General features: G+C 52.7%; 16 protein-coding genes. 2 read left to right on the top strand and 14 right to left on the bottom strand.

The features are described from left to right. Nucleotides 1-7: 7 nt before the first annotated feature. From typA to proB, 6 genes are all read right to left on the bottom strand, one after another. Complete coding sequence (typA, locus tag LBJ36_07810; protein MDR1378943.1) at nucleotides 8-1,867, bottom strand: translational GTPase TypA; 1,860 nt, start codon at nucleotides 1,865-1,867, stop codon at nucleotides 8-10. A gap of 282 nt (nucleotides 1,868-2,149) precedes the next feature. Further along, nucleotides 2,150-2,542, bottom strand: a complete 393-nt coding sequence (locus LBJ36_07805) for a hemerythrin family protein (protein ID MDR1378942.1) — start codon at nucleotides 2,540-2,542, stop codon at nucleotides 2,150-2,152. 207 nt (nucleotides 2,543-2,749) lie between these two features. Then, complete coding sequence (locus LBJ36_07800; GenBank protein ID MDR1378941.1) at nucleotides 2,750-3,208, bottom strand: hypothetical protein; 459 nt, start codon at nucleotides 3,206-3,208, stop codon at nucleotides 2,750-2,752. A gap of 191 nt (nucleotides 3,209-3,399) precedes the next feature. Next, nucleotides 3,400-5,307 carry an ankyrin repeat domain-containing protein gene (locus tag LBJ36_07795; protein ID MDR1378940.1) on the bottom strand — a complete coding sequence of 636 codons (1,908 nt, stop codon included), beginning with the start codon at nucleotides 5,305-5,307 and terminating at the stop codon, nucleotides 3,400-3,402. Nucleotides 5,308-5,559: 252 nt separating this feature from the next. Further along, nucleotides 5,560-6,813 (bottom strand): glutamate-5-semialdehyde dehydrogenase, encoded by a 1,254-nt coding sequence (locus LBJ36_07790; protein ID MDR1378939.1) that lies wholly within the window; start codon nucleotides 6,811-6,813, stop codon nucleotides 5,560-5,562. A gap of 32 nt (nucleotides 6,814-6,845) precedes the next feature. Beyond that, nucleotides 6,846-7,967, bottom strand: coding sequence for a glutamate 5-kinase (gene proB / locus LBJ36_07785; protein ID MDR1378938.1), 1,122 nt, complete (start codon nucleotides 7,965-7,967; stop codon nucleotides 6,846-6,848). A gap of 182 nt (nucleotides 7,968-8,149) precedes the next feature. On the opposite strand from proB, the gene LBJ36_07780 reads away from it, so the two are divergent. Both LBJ36_07780 and LBJ36_07775 read left to right on the top strand, forming a co-directional pair. After that, the gene (locus LBJ36_07780; protein MDR1378937.1) at nucleotides 8,150-8,644 is read left to right on the top strand and encodes a hypothetical protein; all 495 of its coding nucleotides are present in this window, start codon (nucleotides 8,150-8,152) and stop codon (nucleotides 8,642-8,644) included. A 511-nt stretch (nucleotides 8,645-9,155) separates the two neighbouring features. Then, complete coding sequence (locus tag LBJ36_07775; GenBank protein ID MDR1378936.1) at nucleotides 9,156-9,707, top strand: isochorismatase family protein; 552 nt, start codon at nucleotides 9,156-9,158, stop codon at nucleotides 9,705-9,707. A 481-nt stretch (nucleotides 9,708-10,188) separates the two neighbouring features. Here the strand turns inward: LBJ36_07775 and LBJ36_07770 are convergent, their stop codons facing one another. Genes LBJ36_07770 through LBJ36_07735 form a run of 8 tightly spaced genes read right to left on the bottom strand, consistent with a single transcriptional unit; the run spans nucleotide 10,189 to nucleotide 15,969 of the window. Continuing rightward, nucleotides 10,189-11,025 (bottom strand): HAD-IIA family hydrolase, encoded by an 837-nt coding sequence (locus LBJ36_07770; protein ID MDR1378935.1) that lies wholly within the window; start codon nucleotides 11,023-11,025, stop codon nucleotides 10,189-10,191. Nucleotides 11,026-11,079: 54 nt separating this feature from the next. Continuing rightward, nucleotides 11,080-11,721 (bottom strand): NeuD/PglB/VioB family sugar acetyltransferase, encoded by a 642-nt coding sequence (locus LBJ36_07765; protein ID MDR1378934.1) that lies wholly within the window; start codon nucleotides 11,719-11,721, stop codon nucleotides 11,080-11,082. Between the two features lie 14 nt (nucleotides 11,722-11,735). Then, nucleotides 11,736-12,536, bottom strand: coding sequence for an SDR family oxidoreductase (locus LBJ36_07760; GenBank protein MDR1378933.1), 801 nt, complete (start codon nucleotides 12,534-12,536; stop codon nucleotides 11,736-11,738). Nucleotides 12,537-12,545: 9 nt separating this feature from the next. After that, on the bottom strand, nucleotides 12,546-12,794 hold the full coding sequence (locus LBJ36_07755; GenBank protein ID MDR1378932.1) for an acyl carrier protein: 249 nt from the start codon (nucleotides 12,792-12,794) through the stop codon (nucleotides 12,546-12,548). Next, nucleotides 12,791-13,054, bottom strand: coding sequence for an acyl carrier protein (locus LBJ36_07750; GenBank protein MDR1378931.1), 264 nt, complete (start codon nucleotides 13,052-13,054; stop codon nucleotides 12,791-12,793). The genes LBJ36_07755 and LBJ36_07750 overlap by 4 nt, the downstream gene beginning before the upstream one ends. Nucleotides 13,055-13,112: 58 nt before the next feature. Next, nucleotides 13,113-14,174, bottom strand: a complete 1,062-nt coding sequence (locus LBJ36_07745; GenBank protein ID MDR1378930.1) for a ketoacyl-ACP synthase III — start codon at nucleotides 14,172-14,174, stop codon at nucleotides 13,113-13,115. A 5-nt stretch (nucleotides 14,175-14,179) separates the two neighbouring features. Then, the gene (locus LBJ36_07740; GenBank protein ID MDR1378929.1) at nucleotides 14,180-14,845 is read right to left on the bottom strand and encodes a sugar transferase; all 666 of its coding nucleotides are present in this window, start codon (nucleotides 14,843-14,845) and stop codon (nucleotides 14,180-14,182) included. Further along, nucleotides 14,842-15,969 (bottom strand): DegT/DnrJ/EryC1/StrS family aminotransferase, encoded by a 1,128-nt coding sequence (locus LBJ36_07735; GenBank protein MDR1378928.1) that lies wholly within the window; start codon nucleotides 15,967-15,969, stop codon nucleotides 14,842-14,844. Before LBJ36_07735 ends, LBJ36_07740 begins: the two co-directional genes overlap by 4 nt. Nucleotides 15,970-16,037 lie beyond the last annotated feature (68 nt).

Here is a 16,037-nt window from a genome sequence, read left to right as displayed (position 1 = left end):
TGCGCCTTCAGTTTCGTCTCGCCGCTTTACGGCGTTCTTGCTCATCTAGAATACTCTTACGCAACCGCACGGACTGGGGCGTCACCTCCACCAGCTCGTCGTTTTCGATCCACTCCATAGCCTTTTCCAAGGACATGCGCCGCGGAACGTCCAGTTTGGTCGTGAGTTCTTTGGTGGCGGAACGATGGTTCGTTTGCTGCTTTTTTTTCGTGGGGTTACAGGGCATGTCCCCAGGACGGCTGTTCTCGCCCACGATCATGCCGTTATAGAGCGGCTCCAGAGGAGCGATAAACAGCGTTCCGCGATCCTGCAAGTTCTCCAGTTGGTAGGCCGTAGCCTCTCCTGTGTCCAGGCTAACCAGCGCTCCACGGCTCCGACTCGTCAAGTCTCCCGCCCAAGGTCCATAGCCGGCGAAACAGTTGGACATGATACCCAAACCTCGGGTGTCGGTCAGAAATTCTCCTCGGTAACCAATCAGCCCTCGGGTGGGGATCTCGAACTCGATGCGCAGGAGGCCCCGGGCTTGATTCTCGATGTTCTTCACTTTTCCCTTCCGCTTAGCTAGTTTCTCGAAAACCACGCCCTGGTGCTCTTCGGGGACGTCCACGATCAGTTGTTCGTAGGGTTCCATGAGCTGCCCGTCCTGGGTCTCAGTGATAACCTCGGGCTTGGAGACGCAGAACTCCATCCCCTCGCGCCGCATTTCCTCGATTAAAATACCCAGTTGCAGCTCGCCCCGTCCCGATACCTTGACACCGTCGGGGCGCCCCAGGTCCTCCATGCGCAGCGACACGTTGGCGTGCATCTCCCGATCAAGGCGAGCTTTGAGCTGGCGCAGGGTGATCGCTTGTCCCTCCCGTCCGGCGAAAGGACCGGAGTTTACCAGAAAAAACATAGACACGGTGGGTTCCTCGATGGCCAAAGGGGGAAGGGGCTTGCCCTCCAGTTCCAAGGCGGAGAAGGTATCGCCGATGTCAATCTCGTTCGAACCCGTCAGCCACACGATGTCTCCGGCTGTAACCTCCTCCACCTCCACCCGGTCCAGCCCCCGCGTCACCCACAGTTGAGCGACTCTAGCGTTTTCCGTTCCCGTGATCTCCCAGTTAGTGCCGCTGTGTTCCGCCGTCAGCCACTTGGTGGAGGTCCGTAAGAAGGGTTCTCCCTTGTGGATGCTGCCTTGAAGAATCTTGCCGCAACCGATGCGCCCCACGTATTCGTTCCAGGCTAAGGTGCTGACCTGCATGAGAAAAGGTTCCTCCGATCTTACGTTGGGGGCCGGGACGTAGTCAATGATGGCCTGAAAAAGATCGTTCATGCTGTCGCGGTCGGGGCTGGAGAGGTCCTTTATCGCCCATCCATTCAGGCCCGATCCGTAGAGCACGGGAAAATCCGCTTGCTCATCTGTGGCGCCCAGCTCGAAGAACAGATCAAAGGTGTTGTTGAGGGCACCTTGGGGGTCTGCTCCCTCCCGGTCCACCTTGTTGACGAACAGGATGGGTTTCATGCCGATGGAGAGAGCGTGCTTCAGAACGTAACGGGTCTGGGGCATAGGACCTTCATTGGCGTCCACAATCAAGATGACCGAATCGACGGTGGAGAGAATACGTTCCACCTCCCCGGAGAAATCCGCGTGTCCCGGCGTGTCAATGATGTTGATCAGATAGCCTCCCCACTCTACGGTACAGGGTTTCGAGCGGATGGTGATGCCCCGTTCCCGCTCCAACGCGCCGCTGTCCATGACGCGCTCCACCGTTTTCGCGTGCTCTTTGAATGTCTGGGCCGCTTTGAAAATAGAGTCGATGAGGGTTGTCTTGCCGTGATCAATGTGGGCCACGATAGCCAAATTACGAATCCTGTCTGCCTGCATTATGCCTGTACTGCCTCCCAAGTGTACCGAGAATCCCGGTCGCGTTTTCCTGATACAAATTCAATATGCCAATTGCAACACCAATCACCCCCACGGAACATGAGACAACGTACCATGGTTTTTTGCTCGAGTTCTCGACGCCGATTGTAAATTGTATCCTATAAATGTCGAATACAAGGCGGAATCGAGAGGGATATCCGCTACTGAGCGAAGTAACATATACCTATGGCAGCTTATAGCCTGCCATAGCGCCACAATGACGCTCACACGCGCTCGAAAGTTTTACTGCGTCTGCCGTGTCTTGTAATAAGTAGCAAAATCCTTGTCGTGCACCATGATGTGGGTTTTGAGCCAATCGAAAACGGCTTTGTTGATTTTATGTAACACGGCCACGTTGCTAGGGTCGGAGTCGTACTCGTGTTTCATCTTTTCAAAAGCCGCTACGAAACCGACGTGCATCTTTTTATGTAGTTCAGCTTTGGGGTAATTCGACCTGGAATGCCACGCCTGCTCGTCGTTGAAATGTTTTCTCACATATTCTTCCAGAAATTTCAACGTTTGGGGAACACGATCTTTTTGGGTAACGTCGGACAAGATATCGATTTGCTTGAAAAGTTCTTTGTGCTGAAGATCAATAGCTGGGATCCCAATTTCCAAAGATTTGTTCCAAAGCATAACAATTTGTACCTCCCCTTGTTAGTGTGGCATAACCCCCTAACCACACCTGAAACGGCGTTGTCTTGAAAACATAAAAACACAAAAATAGCTCTCCTCGGTCAGAGCGGCCTGCCACAGAAAATCAATTTATTTAACTTAAATTTATTTAATTTATCTATCTTATATCTTATATCTTAATCTATCCTTATATCTTAATCTATCTTGTCAAAATGTCCCATTGGTCGTTAGAAACTGGGAAATCGAGCTGGGGTACCATTTGCCCGTCCCGCTCACTGTCGGCACTCCCTCTTTGTTGAACATTTCGGATATTTTAACGAAAGACATTCCCTCGTTTCGAAGATTCCTAATTCTTTGGAGAAGAACACGGCGGTAGTCCTGTTCACTAGGTCCCCCCTCTTCCTCGGGTTTTTTCCAAAGGGCGAAAAGTTGGCTTTGAATATCGGCCAATCTAGCTTCGAACTGCTGCGTCCATTTCAAAAATTCTTCCTCGCGATGTTTTTCATTCGCTTGGTTCTCGCGTTCCTCCGTGAAAAGCCATTTTTCGAGAAGTTCACAGTAGGACAGTTTTGTCTGCTCAGAGACGCTTTTAAGCCTGATCGGCAAATCGCTGTCAACTGGGACGTCAATGTTGATCTTTCGAGCTTTTCTTCCTCTCAATGCCATACCCCAACACCTCTGTTCGATATTTATGCAATAGCAATTATAAGGATAACACAATAAGAGGAAAAACAGAATCTTTTTTGTCTCTATAATATATATTAATGTGGATTTTTTGTCTTGGCAAAAAATCCACACTTTTTAAGCTCTATCGCCTCTTAATTCTCATTTCTCTAAAAATAAATACTTCTGTCTGCCTACCTGGTTTCCTCCTGGGCTTCCTCGATGAGTCGTCTGGTGTCGGAGGCGTTTTTCAGGCCGGCGTACTCATAAGCGTTGCGTCCCGTGTTGTCAGCGCGTTTGGCGTTGGCCCCCGCGTCCAGAAGCAGTCGCGTGGCCTCCGTGTTGTTGTAGGACGCCGCCACCATTAAGGGTGTGGTGCCGCCGCTGTCGGGAATGTCCACTTTGCTTTGGGTCTCGATCAAAAGGCGAAGAACCTCTAGGCCCAACTCGCTGCGTGCCGCGAAATGCAAGGACGTCCATCCCACGGAGTCTGTGGCGTCTATTTGGGATCCCGCTTCCAGCAATTTTTGGGTCGTCTCGCGCTTCCCTCTCAGGGCGGCGTACATCAGGGGCGTTGAGAGCCTCTGATCTCGGGTATTGACATCACTTCCAGCGGCAATTAGGCGATCCAAAACGTCGAGGTTCTCCTGGCTTTCTTCACGAACCTGAACGGTGTGGGCAAGCGCCGTCAAGCCATCTAAGTCCCGAACCTCCAAATCAGCGCTCAAGGCCACCAAGTTTTCGACAGCTGGAACATTCCCTGCCGTGGCCGCTATCATGAGGGCTGTTGTACCCTGAACGTTTTGACAATTCAGATCTGCTCCGGCCGAGGCGAAGATCTCAAACATCTTCGATTCCTTCAGTCTCTGGGTCGCCAGCATCAGAGGGGTCAGTCCATCCCAGGTGGACTGGTTTGGGTCCGCGCCGTTGGCCAGCAGGACTTTCACCGCCTCCACGTCGTCGATAGCGACGGCCCCCATCAGAACGGAAACGGTATCGTAGGATTTATAGTTGGGATTTGCTCCTTGCTTCAACAGGGCCGTGAATCCCTCTTCCCCTACTTTGGACTCCAGAGCGACCATTAAAGCGGAGGCACCCTCGTTGGTACATTCGTCGATGTCGGCGCCGTAAACCTTCAAGAGCGCGTAAATCTCCTCCGGAGCTCCCTTGGAGGCCGCGTGAATCAGAGCTGTCCAGGAATTACGGTCGCGAAGGCTGACCTTTGCTCCTAGCTTCAGGAGGGCTTTGACCAACGGTGTATTTTTTTGTTTACAGGCTTCCATCAAGGGCGTCGTCATGGAGGAATCCATGGCGTTCGGGTTGGCCCCCGCTTCCACCAGGACGGATACGACATTAGGATCGCCATCTTTGCGCGAAGCGAGAAGTAGAATTGCGCTCCGATTTTGGTCGTCCTCGGCATTGACATCAGATTTGCCAGCGATTAGGGCGCGGACCGATTCTAGGTCGGCTCCAGCCGCCACGGCGCTCATCAAGGGGGTGTACCGGTTCTTTCCCCTCACTCTGGCGTCAGCGCCCGCCTCCACGAGAAAGCGCAAAACAGCCGAGTCGGGCTTTTCGGAGGCAATTAGGAGCGGGGTGACACCCTCGTTGTTGGGTTCATCCACCTTCGCGTTCATGTCCAGGAGAAGCTCTACCATGTCCGCCTTGGCGCGGGTAGCCGCCACCCACAAGGGCGTTCTCCCGCTTCGGTCTCTAACGTTGGGTTGCGCACCCCATCTGAGAAGAGCCCCCACCACCTCGGAAGATTCATTGGACGCCGAGGCCAGATAAAGGGGTGTGCGCCCCTGCCTGTCGGCGGAGTTCACGGGAGCGCCTGCCCTGATGAGGGCTTCCGTTATCTGTGAGTGAGGATTATAGGCCGCGGCCAGCATCAGAGGTGTTAACCTTTCGAGTCCTTCCTCGTGGATCGAGGCCCCCCGATTCACCAAAAGATCCACCATGGCGGAGTCGGAGGCGTACTCGGCGACAACGTGCAACGGGTGGTTGCCGTTTTCGAGAACGATATCCGCCGAGACGTTTTCCAAAATCTGCTTCAGTTCCTCTACCGTCCCGGAAGAACAGATACGTTCCAGCTCCGGCATCTCTAGCGCCCCCGCGCTCCTCGTCAGGAATGTAACTAAAAAAATTAAATAAATTAAATGAACTGTCCAGACGCTCTTTTTAACAATACACGACATCATGCTCACTATAACCTCCTAATGTCTTTTTAAGATATGTCTTTTTAAAATAAGAAGTGAATGTGGCGCATCGTTCAAATATCTTGTCACCTGACCCAATCCCTCATCTCAATAGCTTCCACTTTAAATAGCTTCCACTTTAAATTTATAAATTTTTTATCCCCGGATCTGACCGTTGCCGTAGATGATGAACTTCGTGGAAGTCAATTGTTCCACTCCCATGGGACCACGGGCGTGAAGTTTTTGAGTGCTGATGCCCATTTCCGCTCCGAAGCCGAAGACTCCGCCGTCCGTGAACCGAGTAGATGCGTTGACGTAAACGCTTGCCGCATCCACCTCAGAGAGAAATTTTTGGGCGTTAGTGTAGTTCTCCGTGATGATCGCCTCGCTATGCCGTGTACCGTAACGATAAATGTGCTCCATAGCCTCATCCAAACTTTCCACGACTTTTACGGCTAGGATGAGGTCCTCGAACTCCGTCTCCCAATCTGCCTCTATCGCAGGTTTGGCGGAGGGGAAGAGCTTGCGAACCGTCTCGTCGCCCCTCAGTTCCACGCCTCGGTCCGCCAAGGCTTTCAAGGCCACGGGGATGAAGCGGGGCGCGATGTCTTTGTGAATCAACAAGGTCTCCATGGCGTTACAAACGCCAGGTCTCTGGCATTTTGCGTTGATAACAATCGCTATGGCCTTCTCGATGTCCGCCGAGGCGTCTACAAAGGTGTGGCAGTTCCCCTCCCCCGTCATGATGTAGGGAACCCGGGCGTTTTGCGCCACCGATTCCTTGAGCTTCGAGCCACCCCTGGGAATCAGAACGTCGAGGTGCTGCAACTGCATCAAGGCCACGGATAAATCTCGATCAGGCGTAGCCAGAAGTTGAATGCTTCCTTGGGGAGCACCGTTTTCCTTCGCAGCTGTGGAGAGAACTCCCGCGATGGCCGTGTTAGAGCGTAGAGCCTCTTTTCCACCCCGCAAAATCACCGCATTGCCTGACTTCAGGCAAAGCCCCGCCGCGTCCGCCGTGACGTTGGGGCGTGCCTCGTAGATGATTCCGATCACCCCCAGCGGTACGCGAATCCGCCCGATACGAATACCTTTCTCGCCGTTCCACATTCCCAGAACCTCGCCCACAGGGTCGCGGAAGGACGCGATCTCCTCCAGTCCTCTCGCCATCGCTTCCACTCGAAAGCCATCGAGCGCCAGGCGGTCTAACAGAGCGTCGGTCAGCCCCGCGGCCCGCCCATCCTCTAGGTCCAGTTTGTTTTGCTCTAGAATCGCTTCTCCGTTCTTTCTCAGAGCCTCGGCCATCGCCCGAAGCGCGGCGTTTTTCGTCTCCGTCGGCATCGTTGCCAACCGCCGCGCCGCGTCTTTCGCTTTCAGACCCATCTTCTCCAATTCGTCCCTGCTGGACATGTTTGTTCCGTCTCCTTTCTAGTGACTTACGTCTACAACAATATCGCCATGTTGTTGCGGTGTATCAGTTCTTCGTAATCCCGGCGTCCCAAGGTCTCTTCGATCTCCCTGGAGTGCCGGCCTTTGATTTTCTCGGCATCGTCGCGGCCGTAGTTGCTAATGCCCCGCGCGATTTCGACGCCCGCCAGGTTCTTCACGCCGATCACGTCGCCGATCTTGAAAGACCCTTCGATTTTCGTCACCCCGGAGGGCAAAAGACTCTTGCCCCGGCGCAGCAAAGCCTCCTCCGCGCCGTCGTCCACCGTGACCGCTCCTGTCGCGGCGCTGCCCACGGCTATCCACTGCCGCTTCGAGGCGTAGCCCTCCCGGGAAGGGAGGAAAAGGGTTCCTATATTTTCCCCATCGGCTACGCGCCGTATAATATTGGGCTCGTCACTAGAAGCCACCACCAGGGGAATTCCGCCCACCATCGTCATACGCGCCGCGGAGAGCTTGGTAAACATTCCCCCACTGGACAAGGAGCTGCCCTTGCTTTTCGAGTTCACCAACATCTCCCGCGTGAGTTCGCTCACCTCTGGGATTAGCCGCGCGGACGGGTTCCTGCGGGGATCTGAATCGTAAAGCCCATCGATATCCGAAAGGATGATCAGCAAGTCGGCCTCCACGTTGCAGGCTACCATCGCGGAGAGCGTGTCATTGTCCCCGAACTTGAGTTCGTCCACGGCTACGGTGTCGTTTTCGTTGATAATGGGAATGACCCCGAAGTTCAGCAGAGAAAAAAGCGTGTTGCGCGAGTTCAGGTAGCGTTCGGGGTCCGAGAAGCAGTCGCGGGTCAGCAACACTTGAGCCACACTTTTAGAATACTCTGAGAAAAATTTTTCGTACATGTGCATAAGGATGCCCTGCCCGATGGCGGCTAAGGCCTGTTTCTCAGGTAGGCTCGACGGAGGTGGACAATTGAGTTTTCCCACTCCCGCGCCCACCGCTCCAGAACTGGTCAATACTAACTCACGCCCGGCGCTGTGCAAATCCGAGAGTTCACGGGCCAACAGTTCCATCTTTCCCAGGTTGACCTTGCCCGTGGGATAGGTAATGGAACTGGTTCCCACCTTTACGACAATTCTTTTACTGGCGCGGAGATCTTCGCGTTTCACTTTTCGTTGGACACTCCTTTGACGTGTTTTCCTGTAATGTGACTACCAGTAATTATTGTATAATGAATCTTGCCAGAATCCTTTACCGAATCGAGTACTAAGGAGGTTAGTATAGGGTGAGAAAAGTAAAAAAAATGCGGAAAATGAAAAAGATAGTTTTTTTATCATTCCTCGTTCTCTTGATGTCAGTGATAACGTCTTCTTTCGTCTTAGGCGCGGAGAGTCTGTCCATCCGAAAGCTCCTTTTCGCCGATGATGTCGTCGGACTAGGAGATTACACTCCTCATCCTGATACCCGTTTCACACTGGACGACGTCTGCACGATCTACGCCGAGGCGGCAGGATTCGCGATGCCTCTTACGCCTGGCACGGAGGATAACTACAACATTGACCTGGCCTTGGATGTGCTCATCAAACTGCCCCAAAGCGGCCGAATGATCGCCTTCCAGTCCGAGATGGCCAGGATGACGACTCAAATGCGCTCGCAACTTCCCACCCAAGCGTTAGCTTTTTCTTGTACCTTCGATGGTTTGGCTCCGGGTACTTACGCCATGGAGGTCGGACTGAGAGACATTTTGGGAGGGCAGACCGTGAGCCGGGACCTGACGTTGCAATTAGTGGAACCCACGGAAGCTGACATCAAGGCGAGACAGGAACGTGAAGCGCATGGACGATAAAATAAACATGGACAATAAAATAAAAAGGAGATTGTTTCTAGCTTTATTAATTAGGATATGTAATATGGTGTTTATGTAATATGGTGTTATGGATAAGATATATAGTTCGAGGCAAGCGGCAGAATTTCTTGACATCAAACTAAAAACTCTACCTAAAAACTCTACAGAAGTGGGACATGGAAGATAAATTAAAACTCACAAATGAATTTATAGAAAGAAGGTGAAACCTGCTACTGTAAAATTTGCGAACCTAGACAAACAGCGTATCAAAGTCCAGAAAGCCTACTACAGACTTGACAGACTTGATTGTGTAAGAAAAGACTATATCAACAAAATAGTCTCTGTGCTGGTGAGGACCAAGCCGGCCTATATCACAATCGAGGACCTCAATATTCTTGGAATGATGAAAAGCAAACATCTCTCAAAGGCTATAGAAGCTTATAGAAGCTATAAGAAGAAGAAAAAAAATCTGGACTATTACACATTTGTGTAGGTTTTCAGTAGCAGAAGTATGTCTATTCGTTTGAACAGAGAAGAAACTTCGCTTCTAATGCTAGATCTTCAAGAGCGGCTTTTGCCGTTCATTCACAGGAACGAGGCCGTGATACAGAACGCCGTCAGGTTGATGAAAGCCGCCAACATCCTTTCGTTACCCGTGTTGTACACGGAACAGTACGTCAAGGGCATTGGGTCGACGGTGGAGGAGGTTCGTTCCGCCCTGCCGGAGGGAGCCCGTCGTTTTGAAAAGGTGTGCTTTTCCTGTTGCGACGAGCCAGGTTTTTTCAAGGTTCTTCAGGAGGTTTCGCTGCCAACGATCGTGATTTTCGGAACGGAAAGCCATGTCTGCGTTTTCACCACGGCGGAGGACCTGTTGGACAAAGGTTGGAAAATCGTAGTGGCGGCTGACGCTAGCGGTAGCCGCGACCGTGAAAACCACCTCATGGCAATGGAAACCCTCCGTTCTCACGGAGCGCTCATCCTTCCCACAGAAACCATAGTCTACCGGCTGCTCCGCAAGGCCGCCACGCCAGAGTTCAAGGCGGTCCTGCCGTTGTTCAAGTAGCAGGTCGGTTTCGTCTCAATTGACATACTCCCACGACTAAAGTTGTGTGATTCTAAGATCGACAAAGACAGCTGACTTAAACCGGTCTTACGTCTTCTCCTTTAAGAGTGGATGCTCCCACTCTGAGAATATTTACAACCACATTGATATCCCGGTCGTGTTCCGCCTCGCATCTCGCAGTGGTTGTAAATATTCTCATTGATAAGCCATAATTGATAAGCCATAAAAGAAGTTTAACATGAAAGTGGACATATGGCAAGAAACCAAATACAACACAAACGCCGCCAACGGCGGCGTTGCGATTTTCATCCAATCTCATCCAACCTCATCCAATCTCATCCAACCTCATCCAATCTCATCCAACCTCATCCAACCTCATCCAACCTCATCCAACCTCATCCAACGACTGAAGCCGTTGGCTTTCTCATCGCTTTATCGTAAATTCAGATAATCAGATAAAGGGAATCATTTTATCGTAAATTCAGATAAAGGGAATCATCTCTCGGACAGAATCGAAGACGAGGTGGGGCTGAGGGCAGCTTCGGATGACTTCTTTCAGGTTGCTTTCTCCGCTCAACACGCAAACGCTTAACAGTCCGTTATTTACTCCGGCGAGAATGTCAGTGTAGAGCCTATCTCCCACCATAGCAGACTCTTCCTTTTGGGTGTTTGCCAATTTCATGGCGTATGCCATAATTTCTCCGTTGGGTTTGCCGACGACGAGATCAGGTTTGCGGCCGGTGGATGCCTCTACGTAAGCGAGAAGCGCCCCCAAGTCAGGAACGACCCCTTGTTTCGTCGGGCAATTGAGGTCAGGGTGGGTGGCCACGTAGGGTTTACCTTGCCGCACAAAATCGCACAGTTTGACCAGCTTCGCGTAATCAAACTCGGTGTCGAAAGCCAACACCACCACCTGGGGTGTCTCTTCATCCAGAAGCACCCCCCAGCGGGCAAAATCCTCCCTCAGGCTTCGGTTTCCCATCAAAAAGACGCCTTTGCCCGACATCTCCCTCAGTAGATAATGGATGGTCGCGTCGCCGGAGGTTGCCAATTCCTCCCGTCGGATGGAGAGCCCCATCTCCGCCAGGCGCTCGAAGTAGGCTTTGCTACCTCTAGAGGAATTGTTGGTCAATAAGACGAATTTTTTCCCCTTTTGCCGGATGCCATCCAGAAAATCCAAAGCTCCATCAATCCAGCGGTCACCTAGATAAAGAGTTCCGTCCAAATCCAGGAAAAAACAACGGGTTTTCCTCAACAACCCTGCCGGGTCTCGGTTCTTTTCCCACACTACCTGAGTTTGTGATTCACTGATAGACATAATCATTTCGATCCTTTCAGCGTACTAATACCTATTCATTCTCTTTTCACGACTTCATTCTCTTTTCACGACCCGCGCGGGATATCCCATGATGGTGCTGTGGTCGGAAACGTTTTTCAAGACGACGCTTCCGATACCGACCATGACGTCCGACCCTATGGAAAGTCCCTGTAGGATCTTCGCCCCCGCGCCGATGAGAGTTCGCTCCCCTACCGTCACGTTTCCGGAAACGTCGGCGTGAGGCATGACCGAACAAAAATCTCCCAGTACAGAATCGTGTCCTACTTGCGAGCCGACGTTCAAAAACGAACAAATGCCCAGTGCCGCGTCCACGGCTATAAAACAAAAAGGAGACACCACCGTTCCGGAAGCGAGAATGGCAGACGATTCTACCAGAGCTTGGGGATGCACAAAAGCCGGAAACGTGATGTGGGGATTCCCTTTTAGCTTAGCGTACAAATCCGCCTTGGCAGAGGGCGAGGCTAACCCCATCACCACGGCCGTCGAGTGGGAGCGGGAGGCCAACCAATCGAATCCGCCGAGAACGGGATGCCCGCTCACCCTCGTTCCGGCAGGAAGAAAGTCGTCGATAAAACCCAGAACATTCCATTGCGCCCCTTGGGGGTCCGTTGCCCGGACATGCGATAAAACTTCTTTCCCCAGTCCTCCCCCTCCGTAAATAACCAAATCGCGCATTTTCAGTATCCGCTTCAGCCCTTTCTGACGGAGTGACCGCCGTCCAAAACAAAAGTCTGCCCCGTGATCCAGCGCGCCCTTTCCGAAAAAAGATACACGATGAAGTGCGCGGCGTCCTCTGGCTCTCCCAGACCCAGAGGATAGCCTTCCTCAAAAGATTTTTTTTGCTCCGCGCTCATTTTATCGAGAAACTCCATCGACATGTCCGTACGAACCACCCCCAAGGTTAGGGCGTTCAGCCGGATTTTGCGGACAGCCAGCTCTGCGGCGGCGGCGGGGATGAAGCCTTCGAGGGCGCCTTTACTGGCCCCGTAAAGAGCCTTTCCCAAAGCGCCTTCGTGCGCCGCCATAGAAGAAAGCAGAACGAATGACGCGCCCTCCGCCCTATAGGCTCCCTTTTTGGCGAAAAGCCGAATCAGCTCGAAGGCCGCGAAGGTATTCAGGCGAAAAATTTCATGGGCGATGACAGGATTAGACTGGGTCAAAGGCAAGGTCTTCTGCATTCCTGCGGCGTAAAGCAGGCCTGATAAGCCTCCGGTCAGTTGGGTCACGTTCAAGGCATATTCCTGAAGTTTCTCAATGTCGCTGAAGTCGAAGGGCAAAATTTTCATGCGGTCCTCGCCAAGGTTAGCGAACTCCTCTTTCAATTTCTTTAATTCCTTTAATTCTTTTAATGCCTCTGTTTTCAACGTCTCCGTGTTTCGGGCGGAGGCGACGATGGAATAGCCCTCCTGCAACAAAAGCCGCGTCGTCGCCAGCCCAATTCCCCGCGACGCCCCTGCGACGAGAACCCATCGATTGGATCGATCGCTCATCGGTCGTTCTCAGCTTTCTGTCTTTGTGAAAGACCCAAAAACTAAAATATCCTTTATCGACCTGATCTCGGCTATTTTTTCCAAGGGAATCTCATAACCCGCTTCCTCCAACGCCATAACGAGCTGAAGCGTCTTCAAAGAGTCCCATCCGAGCACGTCTTCTACAGAGCTGCTCTCAGAGACAAGCACTCCAAGAACCTCGGACACGATCCCGATAATTTTCGCTATTTGCGCTGCATGCGCGTCATTTTGCGTCATTTATCGCGCTCCATTTGTTTTTTCGCCTCGTCTCCTACGCGGGACACTTTGGAATAAAGGTCGCCTAGGGTTTGGCACTCGATGAGCTCCTCAACGGAGAGTGTCGCGCCGTATTGATCTTCCAGAAAGGTCAACAGCGTGAAAGCCACCAGTGAGGACCAAAAATCGGCCGATTCCCGAAAATTGCTTTCAAGGGAAAGCGTTCGTGGATCAGCCTCGATAATATCCGCGATTTCGTTTATAAATTGAGGTACATTCATATTTAATGCTTCCATATTTAATACTTCCATATTTCATTTCAATCCTTTGGCTTGTTTTTTATGAATACTCAATGACTTCGGGGCAGACACAGGGTCCCAGGTCCATCAAAACGGCTGATATCGAGAGCCCCGCCCCGAAACCGGAGGCCAGAACACGATGAGGTCCGCTTGAAACAGCCTTGTGGAGTTCCGAGCAAATGGTGACGGGGATCGTGGCCGAGCTGGAGTTTCCGTAGCGGTCTAGGCTCACCGGCATCTTTTCCAGGGGGAATTTCAATTTTTTTGCCACCTGCTTCATCATGTAGAGGTTAGCTTGATGCAGCAACAACAGGTCCAGCTCGTCTGCCGTGACGCCGTTACGCTCCATCAGAGACGAAAGACACCCCGGCACGTTGCGCACCACGAAGTTGAACACGGTCATGCCGTCCATATAAATATCAATGGGTCGTCTCACGCCTCCATCCGGCCAGGTTCTGTACTCTAAGGAGTGTTCGTTGAAAAGGTGGCGAGACCGTCCTTCAGGAACTGTCAACACGTCGTGCCGCGAGCCGTCGGTCAAAAAGCCGAAATGCCACCGTCCCTTCCCACCCGGAACGAGCAGTGTCGCCGTTCCCGCGTCGCCGAACAGGAGAGCGGTGCTTCGATCATAAGGAGACGTAAAATAACTGTGGTTTTCCCCAGCCAACAGCAGTAGAGGAGCTTGAATTGACTGCGCCATCAACGCTCCCAGCCAAAGGCCATAAACATACCCGGAACAGGCGAGTGTCGTATCCGTCGCTACGCAAGAAGTTGGCAACCTCAGCAAGTGAGCCGCATAAGAGGCATTGTTGGGCATATCGTGGTCGGGCGTTTGAGTGACGAAAAGCACGCCTCCTATATCAGAGGGCGAAATGGAATGATTTTCCAAAAGTGTTTTTGCCGCAGTGACAGAGAGGTCCAATGCAGTTATATCCCCACCAGGCGGACAGATTCTTCGCGTATGTACTCCCGTAGCTTTAATGGCGTTTTCGATATCCGAACCAAAAAGTTCGGCCCCGAACGTCATGTTGTCTACGGCATAGACCGGAACGCAAGCGCAAATCCCGTCGATTCTCATTCCTTCGACTGTGGCGTATTTCATCGAAACTACTCCTTTAAACCTCTGAGGCACTTGCTTCCATTTCCCGTTCCATTTTCCTCTCTATTTTCCTCTCTATTTCCCTCTCTATTTCCCTCAAACCGCGGCATCGTTGCCTCGCCCGCGGCGGAAATACCCTCGCGTTTCAGAATCTTCACCAGCGTCGCCAGCAGAATACGAACGTCGAGACAGAAGCTGTAGTGGTCCACGTACCAAACGTCCAAGTCGAATTTCTCGTTCCAGCCGATAGCGTTACGTCCGTTGATCTGTGCCCAGCCGGTGACGCCGGGCTTCACGTCAAGCCGTCTGCGCTGCGTCTCGTCGTACAGAGGCACGTAATCCAACAAAAGAGGCCGCGGCCCCACTAAGCTCATGTCGCCTTTCAGAACGTTCCAGAGCTGGGGCAGCTCGTCCAGGCTACAACGGCGCAAAAACCGCCCCAACTCCGTCAATCGCTTCCCGTCGGGTAGGAGATTTCCCTGGTCGTCCCGAACGTCATTCATGGAACGGAACTTGTAGAGCACGAAGGGCTTCCCCCGCAGTCCCGCCCGCGGTTGGGCAAAAATCACCGGCAAACCTATACGTGAGGCCACTAGAACCCTCAACATTAAGAACAATGGCGACAACAAAATCAGGCCCGTGAACGCGCCCAACAAATCCAGAATCCGCTTCATTGCTTGCGTAGAGCCTCTTTTACCCCCTCGATCACGCGAGCCTGTTGCTCTTCTGTCAGGCCGGAGCCCGAGGGCAAACACAGGCCCCGGACGAACAGGTCCGCTGACACGTCCTGCCCCGACTGTTCGCTCTGTCTTTCCATATGAGGGTAATAACGCGCGTCTTTAAATACAGGCTGCATGTGCATAGGCTTCCACACTGGACGCGCCTCGATATTGAGACCGGACAGGCACTCTAGGACGGAAAGAGGAGAAACCGTCACCGGATCCCTGAGAGTCAAAACCGTGAGCCAGCGGTTGGAGAAGCTCCACTGGGGTTCGGGCATGAACTCCACGCCCTCGATGTCCCCCAGGGCTTCCACGTAGCGGCTGAAGACACGCCGACGCGCGGCGACACGCTCGTCGATATGGCGCATCTGCCCCCGTCCTATTCCAGCCAGCACGTTGCTCAGGCGATAGTTCCAGCCCAGTGTGGAGTGTTGGTACCAGGGCGCGGGGTCCCTGGCCTGGGTCGAGAGGAATCGGGCGCGGGTGATGGCCTCCGTGTCGTCGGAGAGCAGCATCCCTCCCCCGGAGGTGGTGATGATCTTGTTGCCGTTGTAAGAGAAAACCGAAAATTTTCCGAAAGAGCCCGTTTGTTTGCCTTTGTAGCGCGCCCCCAAGGACTCCGCCGCGTCCTCGATCACAGGAACGCTATAGCGACCGCACAGTTCTAGAATCGTGTCCATGTCGCAGCTTTGCCCGTAGAGGTTCACAATGACCACGGCCTTGGGTAGCCTGTTTTCTTTTTGCGCGTCGGCGAAGGCGCGCTCCAGAGCGCGGGGGCTCATGTTCCAGGATTGAGGTTCCGAGTCGATAAAGACGCACTCCACTCCTTTGTGATAAAGAGGCGCAATGGTCGCGGCAAAGGTCAAGGACGAGCAGAAAATCACGTCACTCCGCCTAACACCCAGCAACTCTCCCGCTAGGTGAAGGGCCGCGGTACCGGACGCGAGAGCCAAGGCAGCTGAAACTCCCGCGTACTCTGCCGTTTCCCGCTCGAATGCCTCCACGTGAGGGCCTAGGGGAGCGATCCAATTCGAGATAAAAGCCTCCTTGATCATTTTCAGCTCGTCCCCACTCATGTGCGGCGGAGACAGGTATATTCTTTCAGTTGAGTTCAACGCGTTCACCTCTTTACCGTTAGCTTGAT

Source organism: Synergistaceae bacterium, assembly GCA_031267575.1.
Classification (GTDB): domain Bacteria; phylum Synergistota; class Synergistia; order Synergistales; family Aminobacteriaceae; genus JAIRYN01.
Note: the sequence above shows the minus strand (reverse complement) of the source record. Positions and strands in the feature narration are given on the sequence as shown.

Bases quoted from the DNA above. Each gene is read 5' to 3' on its own strand.
- typA (MDR1378943.1), bottom strand. From the start codon at position 1,867: ATGCAGGCAGACAGGATTCGTAATTTGGCTATCGTGGCCCACATTGAT.
- LBJ36_07805 (MDR1378942.1), bottom strand. From the start codon at position 2,542: ATGCTTTGGAACAAATCTTTGGAAATTGGGATCCCAGCTATTGATCTT.
- LBJ36_07800 (MDR1378941.1), bottom strand. From the start codon at position 3,208: ATGGCATTGAGAGGAAGAAAAGCTCGAAAGATCAACATTGACGTCCCA.
- LBJ36_07795 (MDR1378940.1), bottom strand. From the start codon at position 5,307: ATGCCGGAGCTGGAACGTATCTGTTCTTCCGGGACGGTAGAGGAACTG.
- LBJ36_07790 (MDR1378939.1), bottom strand. From the start codon at position 6,813: ATGTCCAGCAGGGACGAATTGGAGAAGATGGGTCTGAAAGCGAAAGAC.
- LBJ36_07780 (MDR1378937.1), top strand. From the start codon at position 8,150: ATGTCAGTGATAACGTCTTCTTTCGTCTTAGGCGCGGAGAGTCTGTCC.
- LBJ36_07775 (MDR1378936.1), top strand. From the start codon at position 9,156: ATGTCTATTCGTTTGAACAGAGAAGAAACTTCGCTTCTAATGCTAGAT.
- LBJ36_07770 (MDR1378935.1), bottom strand. From the start codon at position 11,025: ATGTCTATCAGTGAATCACAAACTCAGGTAGTGTGGGAAAAGAACCGA.
- LBJ36_07765 (MDR1378934.1), bottom strand. From the start codon at position 11,721: ATGCGCGATTTGGTTATTTACGGAGGGGGAGGACTGGGGAAAGAAGTT.
- LBJ36_07760 (MDR1378933.1), bottom strand. From the start codon at position 12,536: ATGAGCGATCGATCCAATCGATGGGTTCTCGTCGCAGGGGCGTCGCGG.
- LBJ36_07755 (MDR1378932.1), bottom strand. From the start codon at position 12,794: ATGACGCAAAATGACGCGCATGCAGCGCAAATAGCGAAAATTATCGGG.
- LBJ36_07750 (MDR1378931.1), bottom strand. From the start codon at position 13,054: ATGAATGTACCTCAATTTATAAACGAAATCGCGGATATTATCGAGGCT.
- LBJ36_07745 (MDR1378930.1), bottom strand. From the start codon at position 14,174: ATGAAATACGCCACAGTCGAAGGAATGAGAATCGACGGGATTTGCGCT.
- LBJ36_07740 (MDR1378929.1), bottom strand. From the start codon at position 14,845: ATGAAGCGGATTCTGGATTTGTTGGGCGCGTTCACGGGCCTGATTTTG.
- LBJ36_07735 (MDR1378928.1), bottom strand. From the start codon at position 15,969: ATGAGTGGGGACGAGCTGAAAATGATCAAGGAGGCTTTTATCTCGAAT.